Source organism: Bartonella sp. AP258QHHD (assembly GCF_042196145.1).
Taxonomy (GTDB): Bacteria; Pseudomonadota; Alphaproteobacteria; order Rhizobiales; family Rhizobiaceae; genus Bartonella.
In genome coordinates, this window is record NZ_JBHIPR010000079.1 from 1 (window position 1) to 20,112 (window position 20,112).

Annotated in this window: 13 protein-coding genes, 1 tRNA gene and 1 pseudogene; 13 read left to right on the forward strand and 2 right to left on the reverse strand. The window is 38.8% G+C overall.

Annotated elements, in window-relative coordinates; all coding sequences use genetic code 11:
• The 13 genes and pseudogenes from ACFIMM_RS08830 to ACFIMM_RS08890 all read left to right on the forward strand — a co-directional run.
• Positions 1 to 469: EF-Tu/IF-2/RF-3 family GTPase (locus ACFIMM_RS08830; RefSeq protein ID WP_375692702.1), on the forward strand; the 469-nt coding region annotated here is incomplete at its 5' end.
• Between the two features lie 47 nt (positions 470 to 516).
• Positions 517 to 592 (forward strand) — tRNA-Trp (locus tag ACFIMM_RS08835).
• A gap of 199 nt (positions 593 to 791) precedes the next feature.
• Complete coding sequence (secE, locus tag ACFIMM_RS08840) at positions 792 to 1,004, forward strand: preprotein translocase subunit SecE (protein ID WP_273790652.1); 213 nt, start codon at positions 792 to 794, stop codon at positions 1,002 to 1,004.
• 20 nt (positions 1,005 to 1,024) lie between these two features.
• Positions 1,025 to 1,555 (forward strand): transcription termination/antitermination protein NusG, encoded by a 531-nt coding sequence (nusG, locus tag ACFIMM_RS08845; RefSeq protein WP_273790740.1) that lies wholly within the window; start codon positions 1,025 to 1,027, stop codon positions 1,553 to 1,555.
• A gap of 150 nt (positions 1,556 to 1,705) precedes the next feature.
• Positions 1,706 to 2,134, forward strand: coding sequence for a 50S ribosomal protein L11 (gene rplK, locus ACFIMM_RS08850; RefSeq protein ID WP_273723157.1), 429 nt, complete (start codon positions 1,706 to 1,708; stop codon positions 2,132 to 2,134).
• Between the two features lie 4 nt (positions 2,135 to 2,138).
• On the forward strand, positions 2,139 to 2,843 hold the full coding sequence (gene rplA, locus ACFIMM_RS08855) for a 50S ribosomal protein L1 (protein ID WP_375612112.1): 705 nt from the start codon (positions 2,139 to 2,141) through the stop codon (positions 2,841 to 2,843).
• A gap of 354 nt (positions 2,844 to 3,197) precedes the next feature.
• Positions 3,198 to 3,716, forward strand: a complete 519-nt coding sequence (gene rplJ / locus ACFIMM_RS08860; RefSeq protein ID WP_012755027.1) for a 50S ribosomal protein L10 — start codon at positions 3,198 to 3,200, stop codon at positions 3,714 to 3,716.
• Positions 3,717 to 3,817: 101 nt separating this feature from the next.
• Positions 3,818 to 4,189, forward strand: coding sequence for a 50S ribosomal protein L7/L12 (gene rplL / locus ACFIMM_RS08865; RefSeq protein ID WP_273790654.1), 372 nt, complete (start codon positions 3,818 to 3,820; stop codon positions 4,187 to 4,189).
• Between the two features lie 289 nt (positions 4,190 to 4,478).
• Positions 4,479 to 8,627, forward strand: coding sequence for a DNA-directed RNA polymerase subunit beta (gene rpoB, locus ACFIMM_RS08870; protein WP_375612113.1), 4,149 nt, complete (start codon positions 4,479 to 4,481; stop codon positions 8,625 to 8,627).
• Positions 8,628 to 8,799: 172 nt separating this feature from the next.
• Positions 8,800 to 13,011: a DNA-directed RNA polymerase subunit beta' gene (gene rpoC / locus ACFIMM_RS08875; protein WP_375613463.1), complete on the forward strand. Its 4,212-nt coding sequence runs from the start codon at positions 8,800 to 8,802 to the stop codon at positions 13,009 to 13,011.
• A gap of 725 nt (positions 13,012 to 13,736) precedes the next feature.
• The gene (locus ACFIMM_RS08880) at positions 13,737 to 13,940 is read left to right on the forward strand and encodes a hypothetical protein (RefSeq protein ID WP_375613464.1); all 204 of its coding nucleotides are present in this window, start codon (positions 13,737 to 13,739) and stop codon (positions 13,938 to 13,940) included.
• 205 nt (positions 13,941 to 14,145) lie between these two features.
• Positions 14,146 to 14,835, forward strand: a complete 690-nt coding sequence (locus ACFIMM_RS08885) for a nitroreductase (protein ID WP_375612167.1) — start codon at positions 14,146 to 14,148, stop codon at positions 14,833 to 14,835.
• Positions 14,836 to 15,175: 340 nt separating this feature from the next.
• A pseudogene (locus ACFIMM_RS08890) lies at positions 15,176 to 16,566 on the forward strand (L-serine ammonia-lyase).
• Positions 16,567 to 18,397: 1,831 nt separating this feature from the next.
• Here ACFIMM_RS08890 and ACFIMM_RS08895 read toward each other — a convergent pair.
• Positions 18,398 to 18,676, reverse strand: coding sequence for a hypothetical protein (locus tag ACFIMM_RS08895; RefSeq protein ID WP_375629616.1), 279 nt, complete (start codon positions 18,674 to 18,676; stop codon positions 18,398 to 18,400).
• Between the two features lie 32 nt (positions 18,677 to 18,708).
• Complete coding sequence (locus tag ACFIMM_RS08900) at positions 18,709 to 20,058, reverse strand: D-alanyl-D-alanine carboxypeptidase (RefSeq protein ID WP_375629618.1); 1,350 nt, start codon at positions 20,056 to 20,058, stop codon at positions 18,709 to 18,711.
• Positions 20,059 to 20,112: the final 54 nt, after the last annotated feature.

Consider the following 20,112-nt stretch of genomic DNA (forward strand, 5'->3'; position numbering starts at 1 on the left):
TGGAGAGGAAATCGAGATTATCGGTATTCGTCCAACGTCTAAGACGACGGTTACAGGCGTTGAAATGTTCCGCAAGCTTTTAGATCAGGGGCAAGCGGGTGATAATATAGGAGCTCTGCTTCGTGGTGTTGACCGTGAAGGGATTGAGCGTGGTCAAGTGTTGGCGAAGCCAGGATCCGTTACACCTCATACACGTTTTAAAGCAGAAGCTTACATTTTGACAAAAGATGAAGGTGGACGTCATACACCATTTTTCACGAATTGTCGTCCTCAGTTTTACTTCCGTACGACGGATGTTACAGGTATTGTTACGCTTCCAGAAGGAACGGAAATAGTTATGCCAGGTGACAATGTTGCGATGGAGGTTTCGTTGATCGTTCCGATAGCGATGGTAGAGAAACTTCGTTTTGCTATTCGTGAAGGTGGTCGTACTGTTGGTGCCGGTATCGTCTCTAAGATCATTGAATAAATAATGCTTGTTAAAGGGGTGTTAAAAGTGTTTTAGTTTTGAGAGTTAGGGGTATAGCTCAGTTGGTAGAGCGGCGGTCTCCAAAACCGCAGGTCGCGGGTTCAAGTCCTGCTGCCCCTGCCAAAGGGGGGTTTTACATATAAGGGAGTGGATTTTGCTGCCTTTTTCGCTTTTTTTGATATGGGGCTTGTTTTTTTGTGTGTGAAACGGTATTGAATAGAAAGTAAGGAAATTGCATAAGTCTGAAAGTTGGCTTTTGCGTTTTTTCCTGTTTATTTTGTTCTATAAAACACAATAGGACTAGAGAGAGTATAGTGTGACGATGGCATCTAAAACCAATCCGATTACCTTTTTGAAGCAGGTTTATGCAGAAACAATTAAAGTGAAATGGCCTACACGTCGTGAGACGGTTATTTCTACTATTATGGTTTTGTTGGTAACTGCATTGGCTTCAGCTTTCTTTTTTATTGTGGATCAGGTTATGCATTTTGGTGTTTGGCGGGTTATTGATCTTCTGAAATATCTTTTTAGTTGAGAATGTAAGGAAGTGTGACTGTGGCAGCTCGTTGGTATATTGTTCAGGCATATTCAAATTTTGAAAAGAAAGTAGCGGAAGCTATTGATAAGGAGGCAAAGCAAAAGGGACTTGATCATCTTTTTGAAAAGATTTTTGTTCCAACAGAGCGTGTTGTAGAGGTTCGTCGTGGACGCAAAGTTGATACTGAGCGAAAATTTTTTCCTGGTTATGTTCTTGTTCGTGCTGAGTTAACAGATGAAGTTTATCATCTTATTAAGAATACGCCTAAAGTGACAGGTTTTTTAGGGTCGGATGCGCGTCCTGTTCCTATTTCTGATCGAGAGGTTGAGCAAATTCTCAAACAAGTTCAGGAAAGGGTTGAGTCTCCAAAGTCCTCTGTATTGTTTGAGGTTGGAGAGCAAGTTCGCGTTGCTGATGGTCCTTTTGTTTCGTTTAATGGAATTGTTCAAGAGGTTGAAGAAGAGCGCTCTCGTCTTAAGGTTGAAGTGCTTATTTTTGGGCGTCCTACGCCTGTTGATTTGGAATTTGGTCAGGTTGAAAAACTCTGATTAAACTTAGAGTAGTTTTAATTACTTTAAGGAAGGAGTGGGAGGTGATTTATAGCTTTTGTCGGCTTAATGATCCGAACCACGTGACTGCAAGCGGGTAACGGGCAAGATGAATTGTCAGTATACCAGTGAAATTAAAGGCAGATTGTTATGGCAAAAAAAAGTATAGGTCAGCTTAAGTTGCAGGTTCCTGCAGGAGCTGCTACTCCATCTCCACCAATTGGTCCAGCTCTTGGGCAGCGTGGTATTAATATCATGGAATTTTGTAAGGCGTTTAATGCAGCGACACAAGAAATGGAAAAGGGGGCACCGATTCCAGTTGTTATTACGTATTACCAAGATAAGTCTTTCACCTTTTCTCTCAAGACGCCTCCTGTATCATTCTTTTTAAAGAAGGAAGCAAACCTGAAATCTGGCTCAAAAGAGCCTGGTAAAGTGTCTGTAGGAAGCATTTCTCGCGATAAAATTCGTTCGATTGCGGAATCAAAGATGAAAGATCTTAATGCGAATGACATTGAGGCAGCAATGCGTATGGTTGAAGGTTCTGCTCGCTCGATGGGCTTGGAAGTGGTGGGCTAATATTATGGCAAAAGTAGCAAAAAGAATAAAAAATATCCGAAAAGATATTGATTTTAATGAACTCTACGCTTTAAAAGATGCCGTTTCAATGGTTAAGGAGCGTGCCGTTGCTAAGTTTGATGAAACAATCGAAATTTCAATGAACTTGGGTGTTGATCCTCGTCATGCTGATCAAATGGTTCGAGGCGTTGCTTATTTGCCTAATGGAACAGGGAGAAATATTCGTGTTGCCGTTTTTGCTCGTGGGGATAAGGCTGAGGAAGCTAAGGCGGCAGGAGCTGATATTGTGGGTGCCGAAGATTTATTTGAAAGCGTTAATAGAGGGACTATAGATTTTGATCGTTGTATTGCAACGCCAGACATGATGCCTCTTGTTGGTCGTCTTGGTAAGATTCTTGGTCCACGGAGTTTGATGCCGAATCCGAAAGTTGGTACTGTAACACTTGATGTCGCCGGTGCTGTCAAAGCTTCTAAAGGTGGTGCTGTTGAGTTTCGTGTGGAAAAAGCTGGTATTGTGCATGCTGGTATTGGTAAGGCTTCTTTTGGTGTTGAAAAAATCGTAGAAAATATAAAAGCCTTTGCAAGTGCAGTTATTAAAGCCAAACCGCAAGGTGCAAAAGGTGAGTATATTAAGCGCGTTGCTGTTTCGTCGACTATGGGAATTGGTGTTAAAGTTGATCCAGCAACGGTTCGTTCAGAGCTAGTATAAGCTGATTTATAATTTTGTTTTGGGGTATGGGAATATCAAAATTGTATTTAAAATGCTGATTTTGATCAGCTCGCTATCTAAGCTTTATAGGGCTTAGGTTGTACCGGGAGAAATTCCGGAATATCCTGTCCGAGATTGTAGGTGATGCTTTTAAGTATCTTAATCAAAAAAACCTGCATGAGACTGGGGTAAAAACTGAGAGTTAAAAGACTTAAAGGGTTTGAGCCAAGGTTGCCTTTGAACGCTGTGCGTGAAAAAGGGGACAGGATCCTCATCGGTGACATGAAGTATTTTATGTTATCAAAGGTAACCAACAGGTTTGTTTTAAGCAAATCTGTTAAATGGAGAGAGACAGTGAATAGAGCGGAAAAACGCGAATTTGTTACATGGCTTAACGAGGCTTTTCGGAAGTCTGGTTCTGTTGTTGTTGCACATTATTCCGGTCTGACAGTTTCACAGATGAATGATCTGCGTTCGAAAATGGGTGAAGCTGGCGGTGCCGTTAAGGTCGCCAAAAACCGTCTTGCTAAAATCGCTCTTCAGGGCACGGAATCTGAATCGATAGTGGGTTTGTTTACTGGACAAACACTTATTGCTTATTCAGAAGATCCAATCACAGCACCGAAAGTTGCTGTTGATTTTGCGAAAAGCAATGACAAATTTGTCATACTTGGCGGTTCAATGGGTGCAACAAGTTTAACTGTAGATGCTGTGAAGTCATTGGCTTCATTGCCTTCATTAAACGAGTTGCGTGCAAAACTTGTGGGTATGATTTCTACCCCTGCGACCCGTATTGCACAGGTTGTTAATGCCCCTGCTGGTCAGGTTGCACGTGTCATTGGAGCATATGCTCAGGAGGATAAGGCGGCTTAAGGCTGTTTGTATTCACGTTTATGGAAGAGCTTTAATGCTTTTCTGTTTTTTTGAATAAGATTTAATAATGGTTCAAATCTTTTAATTGAAGGAATTTAAAAATGGCTGATCTAGAGAAGATCGTAGAAGACCTTTCTAATCTAACCCTTTTGGAAGCCGCTGAGCTTTCTAAGTTACTTGAAGAAAAGTGGGGAGTTTCGGCTGCTGCTCCTGTAGCTGTCGCTGCTGTTGCTGGTGCTGCTGCTCCAGCTGCTGAAGAAAAAACAGAATTTGATGTTATTCTTGTTGAAGGTGGCGCACAAAAAATTAATGTTATTAAGGAAGTTCGTGCTCTTACTGGACTTGGTCTTAAAGAAGCTAAAGATCTGGTTGAAGGTGCACCTAAGCCTATTAAAGAGGCTGCTTCTAAAGAAGAAGCAGAAAAAATTAAATCTCAACTTGAAGCTGCCGGTGCTAAGGTGGAACTTAAGTAAATTTAATTTTATCGGCGGGCATTTATGTTCGCCGATTTTCTTTCTCTTAATACAAAGAGGGAAAATAATGAGTAAAAAACTTTTCCCAATGGTTTCGTAACAGGAATGGGATAGGTTTGGATTACTTACCCCTTCATCATAGAGTCAAAGAGATAAATGGCTTATGTTGGTGGGGAAAGTTAATGATGCTCATTATTGAGTGTCAAGTGAACTGGTCTGCATATGCAGGTTAATGGTATAAGGCTTTCAAGGTTGGTCTACCTTGAAGAGTAAAGATCAAGGAGCGACGATGGCTCAGACTCACGCAATGATGTCTCAATTCAATGGTCGTAAGCGCGTACGGAAATTTTTTGGTAAGATTCCTGAAGTAGCAGAAATGCCGAATCTTATTGAGGTTCAAAAAGCCTCATACGATCAATTTCTCATGGTTGAGGAACCGAAAGGTGGGCGACCAGATGAAGGTTTGCAAGCTGTTTTTAAATCGGTTTTTCCTATTTCAGATTTTTCCGGTACAGCTATGCTTGAGTTTGTAGGTTATGAATTTGATTTACCAAAATTTGATGTTGAAGAGTGCCGTCAACGTGATTTAACTTATGCTGCCCCATTAAAGGTCATATTGCGTTTGATTGTTTTTGATGTTGATGAGGATACTGGCTCCAAAGATATCAAAGACATTAAAGAGCAAGGCGTTTATATGGGCGATATGCCTTTAATGACGACGAATGGTACCTTTATTGTTAATGGTACGGAGCGTGTTATTGTTTCTCAGATGCATCGTTCTCCTGGTGTCTTTTTTGACCATGATAAAGGAAAGTCCCATTCATCAGGAAAGCTTCTTTTTGCTGCTCGTGTTATTCCGTATCGTGGTTCTTGGCTTGATATTGAGTTTGATGCTAAGGACATCATTTATGCGCGTATTGATCGACGGCGCAAGATTCCTGTTACTAGTCTTTTGATGGCATTAGGTATGGATGCGTCGGATATTTTATCGACGTTTTATGATAAAGTGACTTATGAGCGTGATGGAGAAGGATGGCGAGTTCCTTATTCTGTGGATCGCTTTAAAGGAATGAAGCTCATTTCTGACCTTATAGATGCAGATAGTGGTGAAGTCGTTGCGGAGGCTGGTAAAAAATTAACAGTTCGTACTGCGAAGTCTTTGGTAGAAAAAGGACTTAAAGCGGTTAAAGTTAGTGAAGATGATTTATTAGGTTGTTATCTAGCCGAAGATATCGTCAATTACGAAACAGGTGAAATCTACCTTGAAGCTGGTGATGAAATTGACGAAAAAGTATTAAAAGTTCTGCTCGATGTTAGTGCTGATCAAGTCAATATTCTTGATATTGATCACATGAATATTGGCGCTTACATCCGCAATACTTTGAAGGTGGATAAAAATGAAAGTCGGCAGGATGCGTTATTTGATATTTACCGGGTGATGCGTCCAGGTGAACCTCCAACAATCGATACAGCAGAAGCAATGTTCCATTCATTGTTTTTTGATCCAGAGCGTTATGATCTTTCAGCTGTCGGGCGTGTTAAGATGAATTTACGTATGGATCTTGATTGTCCAGACACAGTTCGCATTTTACGCCAAGAGGATATTCTTGCTGTTGTTAAGATGTTGGTTGAATTGCGTGATGGACGTGGTGAAATTGATGATATTGATAATCTTGGCAACCGTCGCGTTCGTTCCGTCGGGGAGTTGATGGAAAATCAATATCGCATTGGTCTTCTTCGTATGGAACGTGCGATAAAAGAGCGTATGTCATCGGTTGAAATTGATACAGTTATGCCACAGGATTTGATCAATGCAAAGCCTGCGGCAGCAGCAGTCCGTGAATTTTTTGGGTCTTCACAATTGTCGCAGTTTATGGATCAAACCAATCCATTGTCAGAAATTACCCATAAGCGCCGTCTTTCTGCTCTTGGTCCAGGTGGTTTGACTCGTGAACGTGCGGGTTTTGAAGTCCGTGACGTACATCCTACGCATTATGGTCGTATTTGTCCGATTGAAACACCAGAAGGCCCCAATATTGGTCTGATTAACTCCTTAGCAACATTTGCGCGAGTTAACAAATATGGCTTTATTGAAAGCCCATATCGAAAAATTATTGATGGAAAAGTCACAAAAGAAGTTATTTATCTTTCAGCGATGGAAGAAGCAAAGCATTATGTCGCTCAGGCTAATTCTTCATTAGATAACGAAGGTCGTTTTATAGAAGAGTTTGTTGTTTGCCGTCATGCTGGTGAAGTTTTAATGGCGCCGCGTGATCATGTTGATTTGATGGATGTTTCACCAAAACAGTTGGTTTCAGTTGCAGCAGCGCTTATTCCTTTTTTGGAAAATGATGATGCGAATCGTGCGCTTATGGGATCGAACATGCAGCGTCAAGCAGTTCCTCTTGTACGCGCTGAAGCGCCATTTGTTGGGACGGGAATGGAATCTATTGTTGCGCGCGATTCAGGAGCTGCTGTGAGTGCAAAACGTAGTGGTGTTGTTGATCAAGTCGATGCTACCCGTATTGTTATCCGTGCAACAGAAGATTTAGATCCTTCAAAATCAGGCGTTGATATTTACCGCTTACAGAAATTTCAGCGTTCTAATCAGTCCACTTGTATTAATCAGCGTCCTCTTGTACATGTCGGTGATAGGGTAGAGAAAGGTGATATCATTGCAGATGGTCCATCCACGGATCTTGGTGATTTGGCTCTTGGGCGGAATGTTCTCGTAGCCTTTATGCCTTGGAATGGATACAATTATGAAGATTCTATTTTGTTATCCGAGCGCATTGTTGCTGATGATGTGTTTACTTCAATTCATATCGAGGAATTTGAAGTTGCGGCACGCGATACAAAACTTGGACCTGAGGAAATTACGCGCGACATTCCTAATGTTGCGGAAGAAGCGTTAAGAAATCTTGATGAAGCTGGCATTATTTATATTGGTGCTGAAGTTCAACCAGGTGATATTTTAGTTGGAAAGATTACCCCGAAAGGTGAAAGTCCCATGACGCCGGAAGAAAAGCTTCTGCGTGCAATTTTTGGGGAAAAGGCATCCGATGTTCGTGATACTTCTATGCGTATGCCTCCTGGGACTTTTGGTACTGTTGTTGAAGTTCGCGTTTTTAATCGCCATGGCGTGGAAAAAGATGAACGTGCGATGGCAATTGAGCGTGAAGAAATTGAGCGTTTAGCAAAAGACCGTGATGATGAACAGTCTATTCTTGATCGCAATGTTTATGCGCGCCTCACCGATATGTTGACAGGTAAAGTTGCTGTAGAAGGTCCGAAAGGCTTTTCGGGTAGTAAAAAGCTTGATAGTACAGTAATGGGGCATTATCCGCGATCCCAGTGGTGGCAATTTGCTGTTGAGGATGAAAAGCTTCAAAATGAAATTGAAGCTTTGCGCAAGCAATATGATGAATCAAAAGAAGCATTACAACGTCGCTTTATGGATAAGGTTGAAAAGGTCCAAAGAGGTGATGAAATGCCTCCTGGTGTCATGAAAATGGTGAAAGTTTTTGTGGCTGTGAAGCGCAAAATCCAACCAGGTGACAAGATGGCGGGACGTCACGGGAATAAGGGTGTTGTTTCACGTATTCTTCCCGTAGAAGATATGCCATTTCTTGAAGATGGGACCCATGCTGATATCGTCTTGAATCCGCTGGGTGTGCCTAGTCGTATGAATGTTGGACAAATTCTTGAAACGCATCTTGGTTGGGCATGTGCGGGGATGGGCAAGAAGATTGGTGCTTTGTTAGAGTTATATCAAGAGACTGGGGATATATTGCCGTTGCGTCAGCGTATTGAAAATCTTATGCCTGATGATAATCATAATGAACCAGTTCGTCAGTATGATAATGAAAGCCTTTACAAATTGGCATTGCAGATGAAGAAAGGGGTTTCAATTGCAACGCCTGTTTTTGATGGAGCACATGAGTCTGATATTAACATGATGCTGGAAGACGCAGGCTTAGATAGTTCAGGGCAGGTTACGCTTTATGATGGTCGTACTGGGGAGCCTTTTGATCGTCCAGTAACGGTGGGATATATTTACATGTTGAAATTGCATCACCTTGTTGATGATAAGATTCATGCGCGTTCTATTGGTCCCTATTCACTTGTTACGCAGCAGCCATTAGGAGGTAAGGCACAATTTGGTGGTCAGCGTTTTGGTGAAATGGAGGTATGGGCGCTTGAAGCTTATGGTGCTGCATACACTTTGCAGGAGATGCTAACAGTAAAATCAGATGATGTGGCTGGTCGAACAAAAGTCTATGAGGCAATTGTGCGTGGTGATGATACATTTGAGGCAGGTATACCCGAAAGCTTTAATGTGTTGGTAAAAGAAATGCGCTCACTTGCTCTTAATGTGGAGCTTGATGATGCGCGTGAACTTATTGCACAGCGGGCATTGTCTGATACGGCAGAATAATAATTCAAGGAGCGCACTAGAAAAGGGCTGCGCTCTTATTACTTTAAGAGGCTCAATAACCTTATTAAGGCTATACAGGTCATTTTTAAAAGTAAATGTATTTTAAAGAAGATCTGTTATAAAATAAATGAGATATTACAACAGGTTCTAAGAATCTTTGAAGGAGAACAGCATGAACCACGAGGTCATGAATCTTTTCAATCCTCAAGCGCCAGCGCAGACATTTGACTCTATTCGTATTTCTATTGCGAGTCCTGAGAAAATTTTGTCCTGGTCGTATGGTGAGATTAAGAAGCCTGAGACTATTAATTATCGGACTTTTAAACCAGAACGTGATGGTCTTTTTTGTGCACGTATATTTGGCCCTATTAAGGACTATGAATGTCTATGTGGCAAATATAAACGCATGAAGTATAAGGGCATTATTTGTGAAAAATGTGGTGTAGAGGTTACTCTTTCGCGCGTACGTCGTGAGCGTATGGGGCATATTGAACTTGCGGCACCCGTTGCGCATATATGGTTTCTTAAATCATTACCAGGCCGTATTTCTACACTTTTAGATTTAACTTTAAAAGATATTGAACGGGTTCTTTATTTTGAGAATTATATTGTAACCGAACCAGGGTTAACATCTCTTAAGCTCCATCAGCTTCTTTCTGAAGAAGAATATATGCTTGCTATTGATGAATTTGGAGAAGATCAGTTTACAGCTATGATTGGCGCTGAAGCTATTTACGAGCTTTTAGCTAGTATGGAGTTAGATAAAATCGCTAATGATTTGCGTCTTGAATTAGCTGAAACAACTTCAGAGTTAAAGCAGAAAAAATTGATTAAACGACTTAAAATCGTTGAAAATTTTCTTGAATCTGGAAATAAGCCAGAGTGGATGATTATGAAAACAATTCCGGTTATTCCACCGGATTTGCGTCCATTGGTTCCGCTTGATGGTGGGCGTTTTGCGACATCAGATCTGAATGATCTTTATCGGCGTGTTATTAATCGTAATAACCGCTTGAAACGGCTGATTGAATTGCGAGCTCCTGGAATTATCGTACGCAATGAAAAGCGTATGGTACAAGAAGCTGTTGATGCATTGTTTGATAATGGACGGCGTGGGCGTGTGATTACTGGAGCCAATAAACGTCCTCTTAAGTCTTTATCAGATATGTTGAAGGGCAAGCAAGGACGTTTTCGTCAGAACTTACTTGGGAAGCGTGTTGATTACTCGGGGCGTTCTGTTATCGTGACGGGTCCTGAATTAAAATTGCATCAATGTGGTCTTCCCAAAAAAATGGCTCTTGAATTATTTAAGCCTTTTATTTATGCGCGGCTTGATGCAAAAGGCTATTCATCAACGGTAAAGCAGGCAAAGAAGCTTGTTGAAAAAGAACATCCAGAAGTTTGGGATATCTTGGATGAGGTTATTCGTGAACACCCTGTTTTGCTCAATCGTGCACCAACATTGCACCGTTTGGGAATTCAAGCTTTTGAGCCTATCTTGATTGAGGGAAAAGCTATACAGCTACATCCATTGGTGTGTACTGCTTTTAATGCGGATTTTGATGGTGATCAGATGGCGGTTCATGTTCCGCTTTCTCTTGAAGCACAACTTGAAGCCCGTGTTTTGATGATGTCCACCAATAATATTCTTCATCCGGCCAATGGTGCTCCCATTATTGTTCCCTCACAGGATATGGTTCTTGGTCTTTATTATCTTTCAATTGTTTCTGAAAAAGAACCAGGTGAAGGAATGGCCTTTTCTGATATAGGTGAGCTTCATTATGCCTTGGAAAATAAGGTTATAACGCTTCATACGAAGATTAAAGGCCGTGTTAAGAATATGGGGAAGGATGGAAAAGAAGTCTCTAAACTTTATGATACGACACCTGGTCGTTTGATTATCGGTGAGCTTTTGCCAAAAAGTGCGGATATCTCATTTGATATTGTCAATCAAGAGATGACGAAAAAGAACATTTCTAAAATGATTGATCATGTTTATCGGCACTGTGGACAAAAAGAGACGGTTATTTTTTGTGACCGTATTATGCAGCTTGGCTTTTCTTATGCTTGTCGTGCAGGAATTTCATTCGGTAAGGACGATATGGTTATTCCTGATAGTAAGTCGCGTTTAGTCGCAGAAACAGAAGCTTTGGCTAAGGAGTACGAACAGCAATATAATGATGGTTTGATTACACAAGGTGAAAAATACAATAAGGTTGTAGATGCTTGGGGTAAATGTACAGATCGCGTCGCAGATGAAATGATGAAACGTATTCAAGCTGTCGATTTTGATCCTAAAACAGGTCGTCAACGGCCGATGAATTCTATCTATATGATGTCGCACTCTGGTGCTCGTGGTTCTGCTAACCAGATGAGACAATTGGCCGGTATGCGTGGATTAATGGCAAAACCATCGGGTGAAATTATTGAAACACCCATTATTTCAAATTTTAAAGAAGGTCTAACTGTTAATGAATACTTCAATTCCACGCATGGTGCACGTAAAGGACTTGCTGATACCGCGTTAAAGACGGCGAACTCTGGTTATTTAACACGGCGTCTTGTTGATGTTGCACAGGATGCTATTATTTCAGCAGTTGATTGTGGTACCGCAAAAGGGCTTACCATGCAGCCGATTGTTGATGCAGGACAAATTGTTGCCTCCCTTGGGCAAAGAATTCTTGGTCGTACAGCGCTTGTTGATATTCTACATCCTGTCTCTGGAGAGGTTATCCTTGAAGGTGGAGCAATGATTGAGGAAGCTGATGTCGCGAAGATTGAAGCAGCTGGGATTCAATCTGTTCAAATTCGTTCTGCATTAACATGTGAAACACGTCTTGGTGTTTGTGCAAAATGCTATGGTCGTGATTTGGCGCGTGGAACACCTGTTAATCAGGGAGAAGCCGTTGGTGTTATTGCTGCTCAATCCATTGGTGAGCCGGGAACACAGCTTACTATGCGTACTTTCCACTTAGGAGGAACTGCGCAGGTTGTTGATTCATCGTATTTAGAGGCATCTTATGAAGGTAAGGTGGAGATTCGTAATCGTAATGTGGTTCGTAACTCTGAAGGCCATTTGGTTGTTATGGGGCGTAATATGGCTATCCTTATCAAGGATGAATTAGGAAAAGAGCGCGTTGTACATCGTGTTAGCTATGGTGCTCATATTTTTGTTGATGATGGTGATGTGGTTAAACGTGGCCAACGTATAGCAGAATGGGATCCTTATACACGTCCAATTTTAACGGAAGTTGAAGGCTATGTGGGTTTTGAAGATATGATTGATGGTTTATCTGTCACTGAAACAGCTGATGAATCTACGGGTATTACGAAGCGTTTGGTGATTGATTGGCGCGCTAATCCACGTGGTGCGGATCTTAAACCAGCTATTATTATTCACACGGATAAAGAAGGTGAATCCATTGCTAAATTGTATAAGGGAGGTGAAGCCCGTTATATGATGTCAGTGGAAACTATTCTTTCTGTTGAGCTTGGTGCTCATGTTAAGGCTGGTGATGTTATTGCTCGTTTGCCAATGGAAAGTGCCAAGACGAAAGATATTACGGGTGGTCTTCCTCGTGTGGCTGAGCTTTTTGAAGCGCGTCGTCCAAAGGATCATGCGATTATTGCTGAAGTTAGTGGTACAATTCGATTTGGCCGTGGTTATAAGAATAAACGTCGTATCATTATTGAACCAAATGATGAAACTCTTGAGGCAGTAGAATACTTGATTCCAAAAGGTAAGTTGTTCCACTTCCAAGAAGGCGATCAAATTGAAAAGGGAGATTATATCCTTGATGGTAATCCAGCACCTCATGACATCTTGGCGATTAAGGGGGTTGAAGCTTTGGCATCTTATCTTGTTAATGAGATTCAGGAGGTTTATCGTTTGCAGGGAGTTCTTATTAATGATAAGCACATTGAAGTGATTGTTCGTCAAATGTTGCAAAAAGTTGAAATTACTGAATCTGGAGATTCTGGTTATATTCCAGGTGATAATGTTGATCGTATTGAACTTGATGAAATCAATGATAATTTGATTGCAGAAGGTAAGAAACCTGCATCTGGTAATCCCATTCTTCTTGGAATTACAAAAGCTTCTCTTCAAACGCCTTCTTTCATTTCGGCGGCATCGTTTCAGGAAACAACACGTGTTCTTACTGAAGCCGCAGTTTCTGGTAAAATTGATACTTTGCAAGGACTTAAAGAGAACGTTATTGTCGGTCGTCTTATTCCAGCAGGTACGGGTGGTACAATTTCTCAAATCCGTCGTATTGCTGCAGTTCGTGATGATTTGATTGTAGATGAGCAGCGTAAGTCTAGTAATAACGAAGTGGCTAAGGCTATGTTGACAAATATGACAACTGGGGCCGTTGCTGAATAATTTAAATACAACATCACATAATAAAAAACGTCTGAATAGAACGTTCAGACGTTTTTTTATTTCGAAATACAGAAGTTGTATATTTTCTTGAAAAATATCAAAAATTATAAGGCGATAGTTATTTTAAACATCTTTAGTAGCTTATTGTTTTGTAATGATGCTTATCTTTTTTGTTACTTTATTTTAAAGTTTCTTAATTTCTAAAAGCAGTATAGAAAGTTTTTTCCCAAATATGTGAAACTCAAAAATCATATTCAAGGAAAAGAGTTGATTATCTACAAATCAAATAATGATTGATTTTGAATTTGAGGAAATTTTTTGATTGATATCTTCTACAAAGCTTTAAAAAGACTTATAATGAAAAATCAATAGTCTTTTCTGGAATCTAAAAAATAATTGATTCTCTATTATACAATGCTTGTACGATAAGAATGTATTTTCTTATAAATTAGAATGCAGGAAAGTAGAGATTGGGGTGCTTATTAAGTTATATAAAAAATAGACATATTTCTTATAACAATGTGATCTATGCAGACAGAATAATAAAATGTACGAATATTATTCAATTGGAAAATTAACACGTGAGTTTTCAATAATAGCTCGAACTTTGCTATGAAGAAGAGGGACTTCTTATCCCTTTTCGGTGTGGAAGTACACGGATTTATACATAAACGGATCGTCATAAGTTAAAACAAATCCTGTATGCTAACAGAGTAAAATTTTTGTTGTCTGAAATATCTGATATGTTGACAATGGTTGGAAAACCACCTGATGATGAGAAAAAGCTTAAGAAATTAATTGCAGGAATTCATAAAAAACGAACTGATTTAAAGCAGATGCAGCATGATGTTGATGATCTTCTACAGGATTTAGAACGAATTGAAGAGAGTTTTTTTGAGAGCTTAGCGGAGTTGGGGGGTAGTCATTGATTATAAATTTATTTTGTCTTCTTTTAGACTAATTTCTTTCTCTTAAAAGAGATAGATTATACCGTCTCTAAGGGGAATATTTACCACTGCGTGAAATGTGTAAGTCATTTAAAGAAATAGAGTGTTTGAAAAAGCTGCAAAGGTATTTTCGCAGTATATTATTCTTGATAAGAAAAAACTATTTTTCATAAAGAAAGTAAAAACAATGACAGTTTCTCCTATGAGTGTTTTTCAATCTATATTGTCACGAAAGTCAATTCGCGCTTTTACTGATCAGCCAGTTAGTTTGGAAACAATCAAAGAAATCTTAAAACTTGCAGCACGTGCACCATCTGGAACAAATATTCAGCCATGGCAAGTAATTGTGCTTACAGGAAGTGTATTACAGAAAGTAGGGCAAGAGCTTTCACAACTTGTGCTTTCAGGTGTAAAAGGAGAGCGTGAATATAGTTATTATCCACGTCAGTGGCGTGAGCCTTATATTTCAAGGCGTCGAAAAGTTGGTTTGGATCTTTATCAGAGTCTTGGAATTCAAAAAGGTGATGAAGAAAAAATACTTCATCAAAAGGCGCGAAATTTTTTATTTTTTGATGCACCTGTAGGACTCTTATTTACAATGGATCACGACATGGAAATGGGGAGTTGGCTTGATTTGGGTATGTTTATGCAGACCATTATGTTAGCTGCACGTGGATTTGGATTAGATACCTGTCCTCAAGCTGCTTTTGCTGATTATCATAAACAGATTCGTACGCTTTTATCTATTCCTTCTGATCGCCATATTATCTGTGGTATGGCACTTGGTTATCGCGATATGAGTGCTCCAGAAAACAATTTTGAGACAGAACGAGAATCGTTAGAAAAATTTGTACGTTTCATTGAAACATACCCATAAAATATTTTATACAATTAAGCATATGTTTTGAAGAACTTAGTGCATTATGAAAAATATTTCCGATAAGATTTCTCATCCTTATTGAATTTTAATATTGCATATTAACACTTATTTTACTACGTTTGGAACATTGGGAGTGGTGACTCTAGGGGCATTGTCCGTTTTAAAGGTTGGCTAATGGAAAACACTATAGAAAGAAAGTGTTGGGTGGTAGCAAGACGAGCGACATTCGTGTTTATTGTTGTCATTTTTTTAGTTTATCTCGCAATTTGATTTTAAACGGAAGAAACGTTATGAAAAAGCATATATGCTCAAGCTGTACTATAGTTTAAGGTGATACGTGTTTCTATCTGTTTTTGAACTTTTTAAAATTGGGATTGGTCCTTCTAGCTCACATACGATGGGACCAATGACTGCTGCTAATATGTTTTTGCAAAAGATAGGAGATTTTTCTCAGTCGTCTGATGTTCAAGTTTCTCGTATACGTGTTTATCTTTATGGTTCTTTAGCTTTCACGGGTATTGGTCATGCAACAGATAGAGCTATCATATTAGGACTTTTAGGAGAAAAAGCTTCTACTGTTGATCCTGATAGCATGGGGTTTTTGTTAGAAAAAGTTATACGTGAAAAAAAGTGCAACCAGAAGGTCATCCCGCTTATCAGTTTGATGTGCAACGTGATCTTATTTTTGAACGAAAGCAAATCCTCCCTGGACATACAAATGGACTAGCCTTTGAAGGACTTGATACTGATGGGAATGTTCTGTTGCGGCAGATTTATTATTCTATCGGTGGTGGCTTTGTTGTGACTGAGGATGAATTAAGCCATATGAATGATAATATACAACCAGAAGCATTTGAGGTACCATATCCATTCGATTCTGCTTGTACAATGTTATCAATGGCAGAAAAATCAGGGCTTTCAATTGCTGAAATGAAGCGCTTAAATGAAGAAACAAAGATAGAGCGTTCTTCTCTTGATGTAGGGCTTGATGAAATTTTTTCAGCGATGACAAATTGCATTGATAGAGGTCTTTCACAAGAAGGTGAGTTGCCTGGTGGATTGCGTGTTTTAAGGCGCGCTAAAAAGCTGCATGAAACGCTTTTGGAAAAACAAAAGAAAAATTACAATTATCCACTTTGGGCAAATGATTGGCTTTCGGTATATGCTATAGCAGTCAATGAGGAAAATGCAGCGGGTGGTCGTGTTGTTACAGCACCAACAAATGGAGCAGCCGGTGTCGTCCCAGCCGTTTTGCGTTATTATCTTCAGTTTAATGATGATTCAGATCGAGAGGGAATACATAATTTTCTATTAACGGCAGCAGCTATAGGCGGTGTTATCAAACATAATGCCTCTATTTCTGGTGCAGAAGTTGGGTGTCAAGGTGAAGTTGGAACGGCATCTTCAATGGCCGCAGCAGGGTTGACCGCAGCGTTAGGTGGAACACCAGCTCAAATTGAAAATGCGGCAGAAATTGCGCTTGAACATCACTTGGGAATGACATGTGATCCTGTTGCAGGTCTTGTACAAGTGCCTTGTATTGAGCGTAATGCAATGGGAGCTGTTAAGGCGGTAACGGCTTCTTCTCTTGCATTATATGGTAATGGAGATCATTTTGTTTCTCTTGATGCTTGTATAGAAACAATGCGCCAGACTGGTCATGATATGAGTGAACGCTATAAAGAGACAAGTAAAGGTGGTCTTGCAGTCAATGCGATATCTTGTTAAGAGCTGGAACATTTTTCAATCCATAACTGGACTTTTTGGAGAGAGATCGTATTTCCTAATAAAGCTTATGTTTTTTGTTCCTTATAAATCAAAATTCCGCTTTAATGCAGTAGTAGTTTGAAATAAATCTGAGATGATTCAGTGTTTTCTTAACGAATAATAGCTTTTTCATGCAAGCTTGGAGGCGAGAGTGTTCTACATCTGTTTGATTTGTCTCTAAAATAGGAAAAAAGTTTAATTTGGAAAAAATAAGAAAGCGTAAAGTAAAATTAGTGATCAATCTGCCATTATTTTTAGCTGGGTTTTATGGCTTTAAAAAGTTTCCATAGCCATATATCTTTTAAGTAATGGAAGATTATGCCTGAGTATCCAAGGAAAATTTGTTTTAAGTCTGAATAATTATGATGAAGAAAGTAGAATTTTAAAGGTTTTAATTTTTTAAAAGTGAAGTTTTTTTTCTACCTAGTATGGTAAAAAATGCCTTGAAAAAAAACACTAATTTACAATAATTAAGAGATATATTGGAAATATCTTTTTTATTTATAAATTTTGTACCGACAAAAAAATTAAAATAAATAATAACGTATACATTAAGAAATATTTATAAAAATTCTCATGAGAATAGAATGCACACGATAGAACATTATCGTGTTACGCGTTCGTGAGTTCGTTTTAAAAAAATATCTCTCAGGTGCCCCCAAGCTCATTTCGCGATGGCACCTGTGAATGATATAACGGTAAATCCATTGAGCTGTCTCCATCTTTATGCTTAATAAAAAGAAGTACGCTGGCATGGTTACACACTTTGCCAGAACCCCCCTCTGTACAGGGGGACTAAAGCACTTGGCATTTGAAACGGTTCATTATAGGCATTTTTAGTCTTTTTGGTACAGTTTCACGCTACACACTAATCTCGCTCATAACATGCAAGAGACGGTTTTGATTGATTCAACATAAACAGATTTTAAATGAGAGAATCTTACGATATTCGAGATTCTCATCTAACATACAAAATAATTAATTATCTTTATAAATCAGTATCTTGCATATGAATAATATAATGTAAGTTTTCCATGAATGGTATAAAATCTATAGAGTATTAGCATCTTTATTTATAAAGGGAGAAAACCAGCAATATCATCCTTTTTTTCAACGTTCAATATTACAAAAGATCCTAGTACTTGAAATGATTCATAAGGGATACTTTGATTCCTTTTGTAAATGGTTTATATGTCAATTTTGCTCGTGATGAGCAAGCGAGCGATTTTGACTGATTCAATATAAGAAGTAAAATAAGAGTATTTTACGAAAATCTCTTGTTCAATATGCAAAAAATAAATTATAATTATAAATTAAAATCTTATGGGAATCGTTATCATAATATTTAATCTGATAATTTATTTACGTTTTTTCATCGATAGTATTTGTATTTTCCAATTTTCTGTGCCTGTTGACATAAATACAAGTAAGAGAAGTGAGATTGTTTTTTTTTACAGCGTTTATGTTGTATAGGGAGCGTTATTAAGAGGGATTTTCTTTATTGAACTTTTACAATAATCCCACCAAATGATAAGCTTTCATCTAATGAAGCTATTCATTTTTTCCAGAAAGATATCAAGGATAATTTTTTATATTAAATCCAAAAGTGGAAAAATATTGGGTATTTTTATGTCCTTAACAATGTTTTATTGAAAGCTTGGAGATATTGGATAGTTGGAAAAGCTGTCAGAAAATTCAACAATTTAAGAAAAAAGTATGTTTATCAAAAGGTTTTCTAAGGTTGTAGATAATGGTTAATAATAAAATAATTTTTTAGAGAGGGTCTGTAGAATTAAATATTTGTTGCTCCTAAACGGATTTTAATAGGCACATTACCAGTTTGGCTCGCAACGCGTAAATGAATGCGTACAGGAGGCATTATGAGACGACGGTTGCGCATTGTTTGGCAAATGAGAAGGTTAACAAGAGACTGTGTATCTAATGCAGTAGAATTATATTTTAAACCAGTAAGTTTTGCGGCAGCATCGTGAAGAGGACGCAATGAAAGGAGGGATGATTGCTTCAATAAAATTTCTTTTTTATGGAATGAAGCAAAAGCATTATCTGTCATAATACTATCCTTAACGCAGAATTCAAAAATTTTTAGTAGGCTACAGTATAGCAGTTAAAATTTGCTTTCTTTAATGTAGAGCAAGCGTCAAATGCAGCTTTTTTTGATTGAAACCCTGTAAAGCGCGCTCGGTAATAACGCCGCCCATTTTTTTCAAACAGTTGCATGTGTGAAGATGCGTGCTTTAAAGTAGAAAAAGCTATATTTTTTGCTTTTAAAAGTAGAGTTTTTGCTTGTTCTTCACTAGGAAGAGAACCAATTTGGATAGCCCATCCGGCATTTTCGGACAAAGAGACTGTTACAATTTTATGAGTCTCAGCCGGTATAGTTTTTTGAGGATTCGGTATTGGTATAATTACCTTATTGACAGCCGTTATTGCGATATTGGAGTTTTTAGGTTGTTCTGCAAATGCTGTCAACATAGTCGAAATTTCATCGTCAAAATTACTTGAATCAGCTTTAATGGTCGGTATAGGAGTATTGGCCCCAGTGGGTAAGTGATAGCGTACAGAAGCTATTAAACGTTCACCACTTTTCATTTGGCTTGCTTTGGGCAAATATTGATTCAATAAGCTAGCCATATGCTCGTCACGTGCAGTAGATGATTTACCTCCCATAACAACAGCGACAATAGAGCGCCCCTCAAGACGCATCGAAGTTGCTAAATTAGAACCTGACATTTGTGTGTAGCCTGTTTTAATTCCATCGACACCTTTCATTATTTTAACAAGTTTATTGTGGCTGTTAATTTTATGTCCACGGAAATTAAAACTTTTTGTTTTGAACAATTTATATTGTTTGGGAAAATGTTTACGTAAAGCTAATGACAAAGTCGCTATATCTCGTGCTGTAGAATAATTGTGCACATCCGGAAGTCCTGAAGCATTTGCAAAATGTGTATGTTTCATGCCAAGTTTACGAGCTTTTACTGTCATCATTTGAGCGAATTTTTTTTCACTACCTCCAAGATATTCTGCAATGGCAGCAGCAACATCATTTGCGGATCTTGTAATGAGTGCTTTAGCTGCTGATTCTGCAGAAATTGTTTGGCCTGCTTTAAATCCAATTTTTGTCGGTGGACGCATTGCTGCATAATGTGAAACAGGAATTGGTGTATTTGGTGTCACACGACGCATCTGCATAGCTTCAAAGAGTAAGTACAATGTCATCATTTTTGTTAAAGAAGCAGGATAACGTTTCAGTGTTGCATTGGCTTGAAATAAAGTTTTTCCCGTAGTAGCATCTATAACAATAGCCGCATACTTATCAGGATAGGCGCCTTGAGGTGTGGCGGATGCCCAACAGTAAGAAAAAGCTAACATAACAAAAGAAATTGCTATTGTTTTACAGTAGCGCATAATTTTTTGATAATTAATATACACTTGCAGTATCCTATTTCTCCATTTATCCTAAAAAACTTCTATAAAGCTTCCTTT

Coding starts and splice junctions, on each gene's coding strand:
- secE (WP_273790652.1), top strand. CDS start 792: ATGGCATCTAAAACCAATCCGATTACCTTTTTGAAGCAGGTTTATGCA.
- rplK (WP_273723157.1), top strand. CDS start 1,706: ATGGCAAAAAAAAGTATAGGTCAGCTTAAGTTGCAGGTTCCTGCAGGA.
- rplA (WP_375612112.1), top strand. CDS start 2,139: ATGGCAAAAGTAGCAAAAAGAATAAAAAATATCCGAAAAGATATTGAT.
- rplL (WP_273790654.1), top strand. CDS start 3,818: ATGGCTGATCTAGAGAAGATCGTAGAAGACCTTTCTAATCTAACCCTT.
- rpoB (WP_375612113.1), top strand. CDS start 4,479: ATGGCTCAGACTCACGCAATGATGTCTCAATTCAATGGTCGTAAGCGC.
- rpoC (WP_375613463.1), top strand. CDS start 8,800: ATGAACCACGAGGTCATGAATCTTTTCAATCCTCAAGCGCCAGCGCAG.
- ACFIMM_RS08885 (WP_375612167.1), top strand. CDS start 14,146: ATGACAGTTTCTCCTATGAGTGTTTTTCAATCTATATTGTCACGAAAG.
- ACFIMM_RS08895 (WP_375629616.1), bottom strand. CDS start 18,676: ATGACAGATAATGCTTTTGCTTCATTCCATAAAAAAGAAATTTTATTG.